The following is a 14,143-nucleotide window of genomic DNA, read 5'->3' on the forward strand; positions in this document are numbered from 1 at the left end:
CATTTTTCATTTACCAAAAAGAAAACTACAATGAGCAAAAACGAATTACAAATAGGCATGATGCTGCGCTACTTAGGTCGCCCGTTTGAAGGCTTTAACAAACTGATAACCGAAGTAAAATTTCTGGGCTACGATTGTAGCGGATGGAACAGTATCTGGATAGAATACCTTGGCGAACAACGCCTGGTAGCCTTAGCTGATATTGCTATAGACGAAGAATGAGATGTGCTGCAAAGCGCATCATCCTTTTAACCATCGCTATCCCGTTCTTATTGGCACTTAGTGCCGATAAAAAACCTGCTCCTAAAGCGGGTGATCTTTTGCTGCCCAAAGGCTTCAGCGCCGTTACGGTTGCTGATAGCTTACCCGGCGCGGCCAGGCACCTTGCGGTGAACAGCAATGGCGATATATACGTAAAACTCCGTTTTCCCGACAAAGCAGGCGGCAACGCCGCTTTGCGGGATACCAACGGGGATGGCCGTGCGGATATCATCCAAAAATTTGCCGACTACGAAGACAAAGGTACCTATGGTACCGGCATGCGCGTTTACAATGGCTACCTTTATTTCAGCTCGGAGACCAATGTTTTCCGGATGAAACTCGGCTCCTCATCCCATATCCCGCAAGGCGAACCTGAACTGGTGATTCACGACCCTGCGGGCCAGCACGAGCATGATAGCAAGCCATTGGCATTTGATGATGCCGGGCATATCTACGTGGCTTTTGGTGCGGCCTCAAACGCCTGCCAGGAAAAAAACCGCGTACCCGGCTCTAAAGGGATGAAAGGCTGCCCCCTATTGGATACCGCAGGCGGTATATGGCAGTTTGATGCCAACAAATTAAATCAGCAACCCAAAGACGGTGTACGCTATGCCACCGGACTGCGCAGCGTTGTTGCGATGGACTGGAACCACGCCAACCAATGCTTGTATATAGTTGCCCATGGGCGCGATGACATGCACCTGCTTTTCCCGAAACAATTTAATGCCTGGCAAAGCGCGGTTTTACCCGCCGAAGAATTTCTGCAGATAAAACCCGGAGCAGACGCAGGCTGGCCTTATTACTATTACGACCCGTACAAAAAGCAGCGCATGCTAAATCCCGAGTATGGTGGTGATGGCAAAAAGGCAGGCCAGGGTGCAAAGTATATTCAACCACTGGTGGCCTTTCCCGCGCATTGGGCACCTAACGACCTGCTGTTTTATCGCGGCAGCCAATTCCCGGCAAGGTATAAGAACGGGGCTTTTGTGGCTTTCCATGGTTCAACCAATCGCTCGCCATACCCTCAGGCAGGATACTGCATTGCGTTTGTGCCATTTAAGAACGGCAAACCATCAGGCCACTGGGAGTTATTTGCTGATGGTTTTACAGGCAAACAGACCATCCTCAGCGCCAGTGAAGCGGCTTACCGCCCAATGGGGCTTGCCGAAGTTCCTGACGGTTCACTACTCATCAGCGATACCGAAAAAGGGCGCATCTGGCGTGTAAGTTTCACCGGCAACAAAGCAGGCTTTAACCAAACCAACCTGCAGGCTATGCTGCGCAAAAAGCAACAGTTTTACCGCGACCCCAACCCTGTTAGTGACGACCGCAGCCGCAACATGCTCTCGCCGGGAGCTGCGCTTTATAAAAAGTATTGCATGAGCTGCCACCAGCCCAATGGCAAAGGCGATGGTAATTTGTTCCCACCTTTGGCAGGCTCTGAGTGGGTGGTTGGCGGCCCGTATGCCGAAAAACGTTTGGCTATACAAGCAGTTTTGAAGGGATTGCAGGGGCCGGTTACGGTTAAAGGCCATGCCTACAACAGCGTAATGCCATCATTCAGCCAGTTGAGTGATAAGCAGATTGCCCAGGTGCTCACTTACGTGCGCAGCCAGTTTGGCAATAATGCCAGCATGGTAACGGCCGAGGAAGTAAGATCTTTCAGAAAACCTTAACAACATTTTTGGGGTTAATGCATCTTACAACAGAAGAAATTTTATAAATGAACATATTTGCTATTATTACCGCCCTGTGCGCGGTAAGTACATTATTCAGTTACATAAACGCCCGCTGGATACGCCTGCCCGGCGTAATCGGCGTAATGCTGCTGGCCATAATTGCAGCTGTACTAACACTGGTGGCGGGCAAATCCTTCCCGGTTATCAGCGGCTTTCTGCATAACCTGGCCGGTGAAATAGATTTTTCAAAAACCCTGCTCGATGTACTCCTGGGCTTTTTACTGTTTGCAAGTGCCCTGCATTTTGATATTAACCGGCTTAAAGATGGTTTAGGCGCAGTGATCACCATCAGCACTGTTGGGGTAATATTGTCTACACTGATATTTGCGGGATTGTTATTTGAACTGGCCCCGCTTTTGGGCATGCAGATACCGTTTATTTACTGCCTGTTGTTCGGTGCCCTGGTATCACCTACCGATGCTGTGGCAGTTGCGGCATTGCTCAAAAATTCAAAAATGCCCACAAGGCTGGAAACCATCATTTCCGGCGAATCCCTTTTTAACGATGGCATAGGGCTGGTACTCTTCGTCACATTTTTAGAACTGGCCGAAACGCCCGATAAATCTTTCCACCTGCAGGAAGCGGCTATACTCTTCAGTAAAGAGGTATTTGGCGGCCTGGCGCTCGGTATTATAACCGGATGGATAGCCTATAAACTTATGCGTTCCATTACTGATTTTCAGACCATCGTGCTTATTTCATTAACGCTTGTAATGGCTATCTCGGCAATAGGCAGTGCGCTGCATGTATCAGTACCGCTGGCTGTTGTTGCAGCAGGTTTATTGGTTGGCAGCCATCCCATCGGCGTAGAAGAAAACTCGCCTACCAATGATTACCTCGGCCGTATATGGAAGCTGCTCGACGATCTTTTAAACACCATCCTGTTTGTAATGATAGGCCTGCAACTGGTTGGCATCACCATAAACAACAGTTACCTGCTTATTGGCTCGGTAGCAATAATTTTATTGTTGATGGCCCGGGCGCTCAGCATTATCCTACCCGTGGTTTTACTAAGGCGCACCTTAAAATTGAAATACAACAGTATCACTATACTTACCTGGGGTGGCTTGCGTGGCGGTATTTCTGTGGCGCTGGCTTTGTCGTTGCCCGAGTCGCCTTACCGCGCGGTTATACTTGGCGGCAGCTTTATCATTGTTGTTTTCTCTGTAATGGTACAAGGCTTAACGCTCAATAAAGTGGTAAACAAACTGCTTGGTTAAAACACCACGAAGACGTTTACAGGATCAGCTTCAAAACGTTTGACAGTATAGGGTTATGGTCTTCGGCGCGCCAGTTAACATATATATCTGTTTTAAAAGGCAGTTGTATAAAACGGATGCCGGGGCTTTCGTGGTACAGGTAAGAATCGGGCAGGATAGCTATGCCAAGGCCTTTCCTCACCAGCGCCATAATGGTTGAGCCAAACTCCGACAGCAGGAAAACATTGGGCGAAAACTCGTACGACCTGAAAATTTGCTTAATGATATCACTGTAGCTGCTCCCCTCGTCTTTTACCGGCAATATAAACTTTTGCTGCGCGAGGTTTTCGGTAGAAAGGTCTTTGATCGTTTTGTATGGATGACCTTCCGGCACTACCAGCGCCAGGTGATCGGTATGGATCTTTTTTGATTTTATCTCGCTGTGTTTGTTCACATCACGGGTAATGGCAAGATCTATCTTGTAATTGGTCAGATACTCCTGCTGATTTTCATAGGGCAGTTGCACCAACTCCACGCTCAACTGCGGAAACTCTTTTGAGATACGCGCCAGTATATCGGGCATCAGTGAGCCGGATATAGAATCGGGATGCGCTATGCGGATGGTACCACGTTCGCCCAGGTGGATCTGTTTGGCAAACTGGTGTATAAATTCCATCTCGCCCAGTTCTACTTCCCATTTTTCTTTCAGGAATTTTCCGGCGGGCGTAAGTTTAACGTTTCGTTTGTTGCGTTCAAACAATTGCAGGCCCAACTCAGCCTCCAACGACTGGATCTGCCGTGTTAATGCCGATTGGGTTATATTCATCTTCCCAGCTGTATTCCAGTAGTGTAACTCGCGCGAGAGCGCTAAAAAGTATCTTATTTGCTGCAGATCCATTAATGCAAATTACGCATTACAGGATGATTAAATAGCATTTTATTGCATTTGTTAGCATCGTAATTTTGAGGCATGGAAAATATCAGGATAGCAAGGGTAACTATCGATGAGGCGAGTGAGCTTAGGCAGATCAGCATAGATACATTTTGTGAAACTTTTGAGCACCTTAACTCAAAAGAGAACATGGCGCATTATCTAAAAAACAGCCTTTCTGTAGAAAAACTAACCAGCGAACTGCTTAATGATGGTTCTCAGTTCTGGTTCGCTATCCTTGATGATGCCATCATTGGTTACCTAAAGATTAACACCGGCCTGGCACAGGTAGAACCCCTTGGCAATGACCACCTGGAGATTGAGCGCATCTATGTAAAACACGCGTACCTTGGTAAAAAAGTGGGGCAACTGCTTTACGATAAGGCTATCCAAATTGCCCAAGATTTAGCGGCTAATTACGTATGGCTTGGTGTGTGGGAAGATAACGAGCGCGCCAAACGCTTTTACCACAAAAATGGCTTCACTGCTTTTGACAAACATGTTTTTAAACTGGGCGATGATGAACAGACCGATATCCTGATGAAAAAACCATTGAACGCAACTACATCTAATTAAGTAAAGCCATGGAGAAAAAGCACATATTTCTTATCCTTTTGATCGTAGGCACTGCATTTTGGGGTATATCATTTTCAGTTACTAAACTGGCTATCGGTAATTACTCGTCGTCGCTTTTTATGTTTTACCGTTTTTTGGGTGCAACCATAGTTCTATCTGTCATTTTTTGGAAAGAGGTAAAGAAAACAAGCCTTTCGTCGTTGTTGGTGGGTGCGGGGTTAGCTATCCCTCTATGTTTTGGCATTTACCTGCAAACGCTGGGTATTACGCATACATCGGCATCGCAATGCTCATTTGTGGCGGGCAGTTGTGTGGTGATCATCCCTGTGCTTAAGTTGCTTTTTTATCGCAAGGCTGCACCCTTAAAAATATGGGTGGCTGCCGTTATTGCGTTATGCGGCTTGTTTGTAATTTCCATAAAAGAAAACTTTAACATCAGCATCGGCGACCTGTATACCATTACCGGTTCATTCGGTTTCTCTATTTACCTTATCATGGTTGAGAGGCAAGCCGCTGTACGAAATTTGATCAGTACCATAGTACCCATGTTTGCCATGAGCACCGTGCTGGCCTTTATACTTGCCTTATCGCAAAGCGACGGTAACTGGATGCCTGCAAACCAAACTTTTTGGCTGGGCATAGCTTTTTGTGCGCTGTTTTCAACGGCGTATATGTACACGGTATCTAACATATCGCAACGCTACATCAGCGCCGAAAAAGTGGCCATCATCTACCTGTTTGAACCTGTATTTGGTGCCATCACTGCCGTATTTATGCTGGGCGAGAGTATCTCGTGGCGTATTCTGTTAGGCGGATGTTTAATTTTTGCGGCAACGGTAATATCTGAAGTAAAGTTTAAAAAGCCCGCACTGGTGGTGGAATAAGTTTTTTGATATCCCGATAAATGCGCTTTACTTTGGGCGATAAAGCGCACGAGCCATTTATGACCCTTGATGATATTTTAGACCGATTTTATCCCCTGCCCGATGCTTCAAAACAAGCCATCAGGGATTTGGTAAAAGATGTGCGCTACCCCAAAGGCCACATCCTGTTAACTGCCGATAAAGTGGAGCGGTATATCTATTTCATCAGCAAAGGTATGGTTAGGGCTTATGCCGATACCCCGAACGGGCAGGTGACCTTTTGGTTTGGCGCCGAAGGCGATGTGGCCCTTACCATGAACAGTTATATCGCCGGCCAAACGAGCTATGAAGACATTGAGCTGCTGGAAGACTGCAACCTGTATCGCATCGACATAAAAAAACTAAAGCAGTTGTATCAGCAGGATATCCACCTGGCCAACTGGGGCCGCAAATTTACCGAACGCGAGCTGGTGCGCACCGAAGAACGCCTGATAGCCATGCAGTTTAAAACTGCCGAAGAACGCTATACCGATCTTATCAACAAAAATCCCGACCTGCTTTTGCGCGTGCAGTTAGGGCATATCGCCTCGTATCTGGGCATATCCCAGGTGAGCCTGAGCCGCATCAGGGCAGCCCGCCGCTGATTTCATTTTTTAACATTTGTAAAATTTTAAGCGCCCACAGTTCATCACCTTTGTGGCAAATAAAAATTATATGAACTGGTTACTGGTTATTATTGGTGGTTTGTTTGAGATACTGTTTGCATCGTGCCTGGGTAAGGTGAGGCAAACCAGCGGTACCGAAATGTATTTGTGGTTTGCAGGTTTCCTGGTATCGCTAATTGCGAGCATGGGTTTATTGATGAAAGCTACCCAAACCCTGCCCATTGGTACAGCTTACGCCGTTTGGACGGGCATTGGCGCGGTAGGTTCGGTTATTGTGGGCATCATCATATTTAAAGAACCGGCAACCTTTTGGCGCCTGTTCTTTATCACTACACTTATCGGTTCAATTGTGGGGCTAAAGGTGGTTAGCCATTAACCAACCGGCGTATTAGTCGGCTTCTTTTGCCAGCCATGATACCTGTTGCTGAGGGTTGTGCTCCTGCCCAATAATATTCCTATACAGATCGGGGCGGCGGGCATTAAGATAGCGGGTACCACCAGCGAGGGCTATCTTATCGTGATGCAGTTCGGCTATGGTAAAATCGTTATCGAGTGCAGTACACTCGGCCAATACATCCCCAAACGGATCAATGATCATTGAGTGGCCGTTCTTGAGCTGGTCATCATCCATACCTACGGCATTAGAGAAAATACAGAACACGGCATTATCATAAGCACGGGCAGGCAGCCATTTCATGAGCCACTTACGGCCTTTTAAACCCTCAAACTCTTCGCGAAGCGTGGTTGGATCATTTTTTCGGTTTTCCCAAAGTTTGGGGTCAACAAAGCCTGCACCCGGTCGGGTTGATGGTGTACACATGGTAACGTGCGGCATCAATATGATCTCGGCACCTAAAAGTTTTGTGGCTCTTACATTTTCAATAATGTTGTTATCGTAACAGATAAGCATCCCTATCTTCCAGCCCTTCCAATCAAATACACAATAGCTGTTGCCCGGCGTAATGTGAGGATTGATAAAAGGATGCAGCTTTCGATATTTTGCCACCAGACCGTTGCCATCAACACATACATAAGCTTTAAATATGTTGTCATCTTCATCGCGCTCAAAAAATCCTGCACATACGGCCACGTTGTGCTCGGCGGCGATCTTAGTGAGTGCGGCAACGCTTGGGCCATCAGGAATATATTCAGAAATGTCTAAAAGCTCTTCCCGGCTCAGGTTACGGGCAAAGGTATAGCCGGATACAGAGCATTCATGAAAAGCTACCAGCTCTGCCCCTTTTGCCGATGCCTGCCTGCATATACCATCTATCGCTTTTAAATTATAGGTTTTGTCACCGCTGGCGTTCTCAAATTGTGCTGTTGCTACTTTTAAAGTTTTCATGGTTTTTTATTACAAACTTAAGGCGGTTACCATTAGCCAAATTGTAAAAAACCGAACAGCTTAATCTTTACGCAATGTGAAAAGGTTTAAAGCCAGCGACTGGCGCTGAGCGGCAAACTCTGAGGGTGTTGTACCAGTTAAAGCTTTAAAATCGTGGTTTAAATGCGCCTGGTCAAAGTATCCGGCACGATAAGCCTGTACAGTTAATGTGCTTGCATCATCAGCAGCCTGCAAGCTTTTAATAAAGCTGAGCATACGGGTAATGCGTGCAAACTTTTTAGGCGACATACCTATGTGCTCTTTAAACTTCTTCTCGAGGTAACGTTCGCTAAAACCAGTAAAGTTGCTGAACCCGGCCGAGTTTACATTGCCATTCAGCTTACGTACATGCTCAATAGTAGCTGCAAGCAAGCTTTCGGTGGCCATCAGCCTATCTGTTAATAAACGGCCAAACAGTTTATCGGCTTTTGTAAGCCTGGTGGTTATATCAATGGGATATAGCAACGCTTTGGCATCGTTGATAAAAGCAGGGCTAAACAGAACTTCGTCATTTAATATCTCGTTATTGAGCACTTGTGCTGGTGCCCGCATCAGCGACGATAGCCCGTAAGGATGCATCACTGCAATAAGCAGCTTTACATTTTCAGATGCATAAATAACACGGTGAGTATCTATCTGCCCGTAAGCAAAAATGGCCGGGTAAGGGTTTTTATGCAGTGCATCGGCATATAAACTACCTTCGCAGCAAAAAGCTATGCCGGGGTTGCCATCACTAAACATACGCAGTTGCCCGCCTACGGTAGCTGGTTTCTGCACCCATAAGTAGTGTTTAATGTAAAGCGCAAGCTGTGGTGCCGGTAAAACCTGCATATCAACCGATTTTTATCAAATATAACATTATCCGGGCAGACGTATTCTTGTTCCGTTTTGTTACAACCTTCAATACCGGCATTAATTATAGAGCAACCTTGGGTGCAATAAATCCGTAATACACCAAAAAAAGACCATCTTTACCGGATGCCCATAGCTCTATCTACCTACGTTCGTAAGGGTATTGGTCAAATCAGCAGCAACTGGCGCAAGCTGATAGGCCATACTACCGATTTCTCACTGGAGTCGCGCGTTTTCCATTCTATCAGTTTGGGCATGATATTGCTTACGGCAGTGTATGTGCCTTATAACCTGTACGCCGGGTTAAGGATTGCAGCATTATCCTGCATCATTATTGGTTCTTTTTTCTTTTATCAGTATTACTTCTCAAGATTCAAAAGCGTCCCCTATCGTAGTTTTCTGTTTGGTTTGCTTGGGCTTATCATACTCCCCATTAACTATTTTATAAATGCAGGCATTGCCGGGTCTACCGATTTGATCTGGCCCGGCTTTTTATTACTGCTGCTTACTATTTGCCCAAAGCGCCATCATGTTGCATGGGTAATTACCTACCTGGTGGTATTTGTAGTTGTACATTTTATAGAGTACCTATATCCGCAGTTGGTGCAATACCCTTTCCATTATGGCAAGGGGCAATTTATTGACCGTATTACGGCCTTCCCTATGCCGGTTGTAGGCATGGCTATAGTGGTTGGCTTATTTAGAAGAAGTTACGACCGCGAAAAAGCCAAAGTTGAGCAGCGCGACGCTGAGAAAGGCCGTCTGTTATCCATCCTTTCGCATGATTTCAGGGCACCGCTGATCCATATAGGCCATTACCTGGAATTACTGAATGATCCATCACTATCACAGGCAGAGCGCAGCACCATGGAGCAAAAACTCCGCGAAGCCAACGACCAAACTCTGCACCTGGTAACTAATCTGTTGTATTGGTCGCGCTCGCAAATGGATGGTACATCGGTAGAAATAGCTGATCTTTCCCTATCTAATACCTTAAAAAATCCACTGGCAATAGCCGCAGTGCTGGCCGCGCATAAAAATATCAACTTTGTACAAAATATTGATCCCGATACCCTCGTAGCAGGCGATGCCGATATGCTGCAATTAGTGGTACGAAACGTGTTGCAAAATGCCGTGAAATTTACTCCGGCGGGCGGCACTATCAGGATAAGGTCCATGGTTGAGGCCGATACCTGCCAGATCATTATTAGCGATACCGGCGCCGGCATGTCGCCACAGCAACTGGCAACCGTATTTAACGGCAACCCTAAGCCTACCTACGGCACCGAGAACGAAAAAGGTGTTGGTTTGGGGCTGATGATATGCAAAGAATTTATGGAGCACCAGGATGGTAGCATTTCTGCCGATAGCACACCCTGCGAAGGTTCAGTTTTCACAATAGAGATCCCGCTCGCCTGAATCCTAAATAGCAAAAAAGCCGGCTATTTCTGCACGGCTTATATGTGGTAAACGCTAAATTTTGCAGATTAGTTCGTCAAAAAAAATATAGTTCAAAATCTTCGGAATATCTATTTGGCCTGCTTATTTTCGGTTACTACCCAAGCAAAAACAGGAACCAATTATGCAACATCATCTTATTCAACTTAATGCCCTGGGCACTCATCAGCTTACCACAGCCGGGGGCAAAGGCGCCAATTTAGGAGAGCTTTGTAAGATAGATGCCATTAATGTACCCGATGGCTTTTGTATAACCACAGAGGCTTTTAATAAAATAATTTCTGTAAACCCATCACTCTCCGCTTTACTCAACCGCTTATCAGATCTAAAAGCCGATGAGTATGAAAAGATCAGCAACATCAGTCAGAACGTCAGGCGCATTATCGAAGACGCGATTATTCCCGGAGATATCACCGCAGAGATAAAACAAACCCTGGCCAACTACGGAGAAGGTAATGCCTGGGCAGTACGTTCAAGTGCTACTGCTGAAGATCTGCCGGGAGCCTCATTTGCCGGCCAGCAGGATACCTTCTTGAACATCATCGGCACGGATGCTATCCTCAAACACATCAGTAAATGTTGGGCATCGCTATTTACTGAACGGGCAGTGACCTATCGTATTCACAATAGATTGGGGCATGATAAAATAAGTTTGGCCGTAGTGGTGCAGCAGATGGTACTTTCGCAGGTTTCGGGCGTGATGTTTACTGCTGATCCGATAAACGGAAACCGAAAGATCATTTCAATAGATGCAACATTTGGCTTGGGAGAGGCCTTTGTATCGGGTTTGGTTATGGCTGATAATTACAAAGTGAATAATGGGATAATTATCGATAAAACCATCTCCACTAAAAAGATGGCTATTGTTGCTAAGGATGATGGCGGGACCATTGAACAGGATGCTACAAGCGACCAGCAAACCCGCCACGCATTAACAGATGAGCAGATAGTTCAACTCGCTGATATAGGCAGAAAGGTTGAAAAACACTTTGGCACACCGCAGGATATTGAATGGTGCCTGGCCGATGATAAATTCTACATTGTACAAAGCCGACCTGTTACTACCCTGTTTCCCATCCCCGAGAATAATGACGGTGTCGATCATGTTTATATTTCTGTAGGCCATCAGCAAATGATGACCGATGCCATAAAACCGTTGGGACTATCGTTGCACCAGATGATTGCCTCTATCCCCATGTATAAAGCCGCAGGAAGGTTGTTTGTAGATATATTGCCGCGCATTACATCTGCTGCAGGCCGTGCAGCCATGCTGGATGCTATGGAACAACACGATCCGCTGATAAAAGATGCGCTGGTTAACCTGATAACACGCGGGGACATTGTAAAACCCGTGCAGGAAAATGCCATAGAACCAAGGCTGGCAAAAACAGATAGCGGCCTTTCTGCTCAAGAGATCGCTATCCACGCCGAAAACGGCCCGGCGATAGTCAATGAACTCATCAAACAAAACGAAGAATCGATAGCAGAATTAAAGCAGACCATAGAAGGAAGAACGGGGGTTGATCTGATAGATTTCATCCTGGCTGATACCGCTACCCTGAAAAGCAATTTACATAACCCCAAAGGTTCAAAAGCGATTATGGCAGGCATGAATGCAGCCCGGTGGCTTAACGAGAGTATGCAGCAATGGCTGGGGGAAAAGAACGTGGCCGACACACTTTCGCAATCGGCACCCAATAATGTCACTGCCGAGATGGGCCTGGAACTATTGGATGTTGCGGATATGATACGCCCCTATCCTGCCATTGTTGCCTACCTGGAAAATGCAGACGACTACTTTTTAAACGGGCTAACTGCAGTTGAGGGCGGCGCACAAACCGCCGAAGCTATCGGGGCATATCTTGATAAGTATGGCGTACGTTGCCCCGGCGAGATAGACATCACCCGGACACGATGGAGCGAAAAGCCATCTACCTTTATCCCGTTGATATTGAGCAGTGTTAAAAATTCGCCGCACGGGGCTGGTAAGCAAAAGTTTGAGCAAGGTATTTTGCAAGCGCGTAATAAGGAACAAGACCTGTTATCCAGATTAAAACAGCTTAAGGACGGCGAACAAAAAGCCGCCGATACTAAAATAGTAATTGATATACTGCGTGCTTTGGTGGGCTATCGCGAATACCCAAAATATGGCTTTATTAAACGTTATTGGGTGTACAAACAGGCATTATTGAAAGAAGCCCAACGCCTGCAGCAGACCGGCATTATTGAAGACTCAGAGGATATCTACTACCTCACCTTTACCGAATTACGCGAACTGGTGAATACAAACCAAGCGGATAAGGAGCTGATCAGTAAACGAAAAGAAGAATTTCAACTGCACGAAAAACTTACCCCGCCGCGGGTGATCACGTCTGACGGCGAAATAATAACGGGCCATTACAAACGGGAGAACCTGCCTGCAAATGCATTGGCCGGTATAGCCGTATCTTCAGGAATAATTGAAGGGCGTGCACGCGTGCTATTTGATGTGCAAGATGCCAAATTGGAAGAAGGAGATATACTCGTCACCAAGTTTACCGACCCGAGTTGGACGCCACTATTCGTTTCTATAAAAGGCCTGGTTACCGAGGTTGGCGGCTTAATGACCCACGGCGCAGTTATAGCCCGCGAATATGGCCTGCCTGCAGTAGTAGGCGTTGAAAATGCCACCGGTATCATCCAAAACGGTCAAATGATCCGCCTAAATGGTACCGATGGCTATATAGAGCTGCTTTAAGTTTTATCCTAAGGCTTTGTTAAGCGCTATGATAGAAGCTTTGAACTGATCGCGCGGTACTACGAACTGGATGTTTACGCGGCCATAAGCTAAGCCTGCGGCCAGGATGTTTATCTCGTCGCGGGCAAGTGCGGCGGTACTTTTGGCAAGCAAGCCCGGCTGATCCATATTGGTACCCAGCAGGCACACCATTGAAACGGCTTGCTGCGATACACGCTCAAACTTGGCTTTCAGATCGGTGATGAGGCCTTCTTTAAAATCGTTTTCCCATATAACAATAGAAATGCTATTGGCACTGGTAGACTTGAAAGTATAACTCACCTGGTGCGCGGCAAATATCTCCATGATAATTAAGTCGCTGCCCACGTTACCGGTCATCAGCGGGTCGTAAATATCAATCAGCAATTGTTTATCGGTACCGGTTATTACCTCTACCCTTTTCAATTGCGATACATACTGGCGGGTGATGAGCGTGCCCGGGTGCGCCGGTTCAAACGTATTTTTTATACGCAGGTGTATGCCCGCCATCTCCAGCGGTTTAGCCGCTTTAGGGTGAATGGCTTCCATACCAACATCGGCCAGCTGGTCGGCAATATCGTAATTGGTGTTGCCCACCGGGTGCACATTATCAATGCCTACAATATTCGGGTCGGCGGTTGATAGGTGATATTCTTTGTGGATGATAGCCTCATCTGGTTTCAATATGGACGCTATTTTGCTGAAGGTAACTTCAGAGTATCCTCGATCAAACTCGCGCATAATACCTTCGGTACCTTTGGCATAGCCGGTAACAATGCAGATACTGTTTGGCAGGTCTATTTTAGCAAAGGCATCCTGGATACGCTCATCAATAGTCATGGCTCGCGAGTCATCAAAGCCGGCCATATCAACCAAAACGGCATTTAAACTCTTGCTTTGCAAAATGGCTGCCAGCACCATGGCAGAATGTGTTTCACCGATGGAAGCGAGGATCTCGCGTGCGGCAAGCAATACCCCCTCATTTAAATAGCCCGAGGCCAGCATGGTTGAAGCGCTATCCAGGTAAATAATAGCTTTGGCCATGTGCTGGTCTATCTTATCATTAGCTACGGCAACATCCAGCCCAAGCGGCGCGTAAACTTCGTTAAGGCGCTTCAGTTCAACCGACACTTCGTTGAGTGCAGTGCGGTAATCTTCGCCTTTTGCAAAGCGGTGGTAAACGCCGGGTGCTTTGGTCTTTTTATTCTCCAGTAAAAAATTGGTAACGCCTGAAAAGGCTGATACAACCAGGATGCGGTTGTAAGGCGAATCGCCATAAAACACAATATTTTCTATTACATCACTCAGCGCACTCATTGATGTGCCGCCAATTTTTTCAACTGTTAACCGGGTATTCATGCCGCAAATGTATAATATCAAACGAGAAATAAAATTTTTATACGTGCTGAATAATATCAGGCGCAGATAACACAAGTATGAAGCCTTATTACAAAAACAGC

Annotated in this window: 13 protein-coding genes; 9 read left to right on the forward strand and 4 right to left on the reverse strand. The window is 46.4% G+C overall.

Annotated elements, in window-relative coordinates; translation table 11 throughout:
* Positions 1–30: 30 nt before the first annotated feature.
* Genes D0C36_RS05130 through D0C36_RS05140 form a run of 3 tightly spaced genes read left to right on the forward strand, consistent with a single transcriptional unit; the run spans position 31 to position 3,220 of the window.
* Positions 31–222, forward strand: a complete 192-nt coding sequence (locus D0C36_RS05130) for a hypothetical protein (RefSeq protein WP_147321935.1) — start codon at positions 31–33, stop codon at positions 220–222.
* Positions 219–1,937, forward strand: a complete 1,719-nt coding sequence (locus D0C36_RS05135) for a c-type cytochrome (protein WP_117390475.1) — start codon at positions 219–221, stop codon at positions 1,935–1,937. The genes D0C36_RS05130 and D0C36_RS05135 overlap by 4 nt, the downstream gene beginning before the upstream one ends.
* 47 nt (positions 1,938–1,984) lie before the next feature.
* Entirely contained in the window at positions 1,985–3,220 is a 1,236-nt protein-coding gene (locus D0C36_RS05140; protein ID WP_117390476.1) for a cation:proton antiporter, read from the forward strand.
* Between the two features lie 16 nt (positions 3,221–3,236).
* Here D0C36_RS05140 and D0C36_RS05145 read toward each other — a convergent pair whose 3' ends face one another.
* Positions 3,237–4,097, reverse strand: coding sequence for a LysR family transcriptional regulator (locus D0C36_RS05145; RefSeq protein WP_117390477.1), 861 nt, complete (start codon positions 4,095–4,097; stop codon positions 3,237–3,239).
* A 72-nt stretch (positions 4,098–4,169) separates the two neighbouring features.
* On the opposite strand from D0C36_RS05145, the gene D0C36_RS05150 reads away from it, so the two are divergent.
* The 4 genes from D0C36_RS05150 to D0C36_RS05165 all read left to right on the forward strand — a co-directional run bounded on the left by D0C36_RS05150 (position 4,170) and on the right by D0C36_RS05165 (position 6,610).
* A complete protein-coding gene (locus tag D0C36_RS05150) occupies positions 4,170–4,706 on the forward strand; it encodes a GNAT family N-acetyltransferase (RefSeq protein WP_117390478.1) in 537 nt (178 codons plus the stop codon).
* A gap of 8 nt (positions 4,707–4,714) precedes the next feature.
* Positions 4,715–5,590, forward strand: coding sequence for a DMT family transporter (locus tag D0C36_RS05155; protein ID WP_117390479.1), 876 nt, complete (start codon positions 4,715–4,717; stop codon positions 5,588–5,590).
* A gap of 20 nt (positions 5,591–5,610) precedes the next feature.
* The gene (locus tag D0C36_RS05160; protein WP_233524418.1) at positions 5,611–6,213 is read left to right on the forward strand and encodes a Crp/Fnr family transcriptional regulator; all 603 of its coding nucleotides are present in this window, start codon (positions 5,611–5,613) and stop codon (positions 6,211–6,213) included.
* Between the two features lie 70 nt (positions 6,214–6,283).
* A complete protein-coding gene (locus D0C36_RS05165; protein WP_117390480.1) occupies positions 6,284–6,610 on the forward strand; it encodes a DMT family transporter in 327 nt (108 codons plus the stop codon).
* 12 nt (positions 6,611–6,622) lie between these two features.
* Here D0C36_RS05165 and D0C36_RS05170 read toward each other — a convergent pair whose 3' ends face one another.
* Both D0C36_RS05170 and D0C36_RS05175 read right to left on the reverse strand, forming a co-directional pair.
* Positions 6,623–7,579 (reverse strand): nitrilase family protein, encoded by a 957-nt coding sequence (locus D0C36_RS05170; protein ID WP_117390481.1) that lies wholly within the window; start codon positions 7,577–7,579, stop codon positions 6,623–6,625.
* 60 nt (positions 7,580–7,639) lie between these two features.
* Positions 7,640–8,449 carry a helix-turn-helix domain-containing protein gene (locus D0C36_RS05175; RefSeq protein ID WP_117390482.1) on the reverse strand — a complete coding sequence of 270 codons (810 nt, stop codon included), beginning with the start codon at positions 8,447–8,449 and terminating at the stop codon, positions 7,640–7,642.
* 147 nt (positions 8,450–8,596) lie between these two features.
* Between D0C36_RS05175 and D0C36_RS05180 the strand changes: the two genes are divergently transcribed.
* Positions 8,597–9,889, forward strand: coding sequence for a sensor histidine kinase (locus D0C36_RS05180; protein ID WP_117390483.1), 1,293 nt, complete (start codon positions 8,597–8,599; stop codon positions 9,887–9,889).
* A 163-nt stretch (positions 9,890–10,052) separates the two neighbouring features.
* Entirely contained in the window at positions 10,053–12,665 is a 2,613-nt protein-coding gene (ppsA, locus tag D0C36_RS05185) for a phosphoenolpyruvate synthase (RefSeq protein WP_117390484.1), read from the forward strand.
* 3 nt (positions 12,666–12,668) lie between these two features.
* On the opposite strand, the gene D0C36_RS05190 is transcribed toward ppsA, so the two are convergent.
* Positions 12,669–14,042, reverse strand: a complete 1,374-nt coding sequence (locus D0C36_RS05190) for an aspartate kinase (protein WP_117390485.1) — start codon at positions 14,040–14,042, stop codon at positions 12,669–12,671.
* Positions 14,043–14,143: the final 101 nt, after the last annotated feature.

It is taken from the genome of Mucilaginibacter conchicola, assembly GCF_003432115.1.
In the GTDB taxonomy this organism is placed as follows: Bacteria; Bacteroidota; Bacteroidia; order Sphingobacteriales; family Sphingobacteriaceae; genus Mucilaginibacter; species Mucilaginibacter conchicola.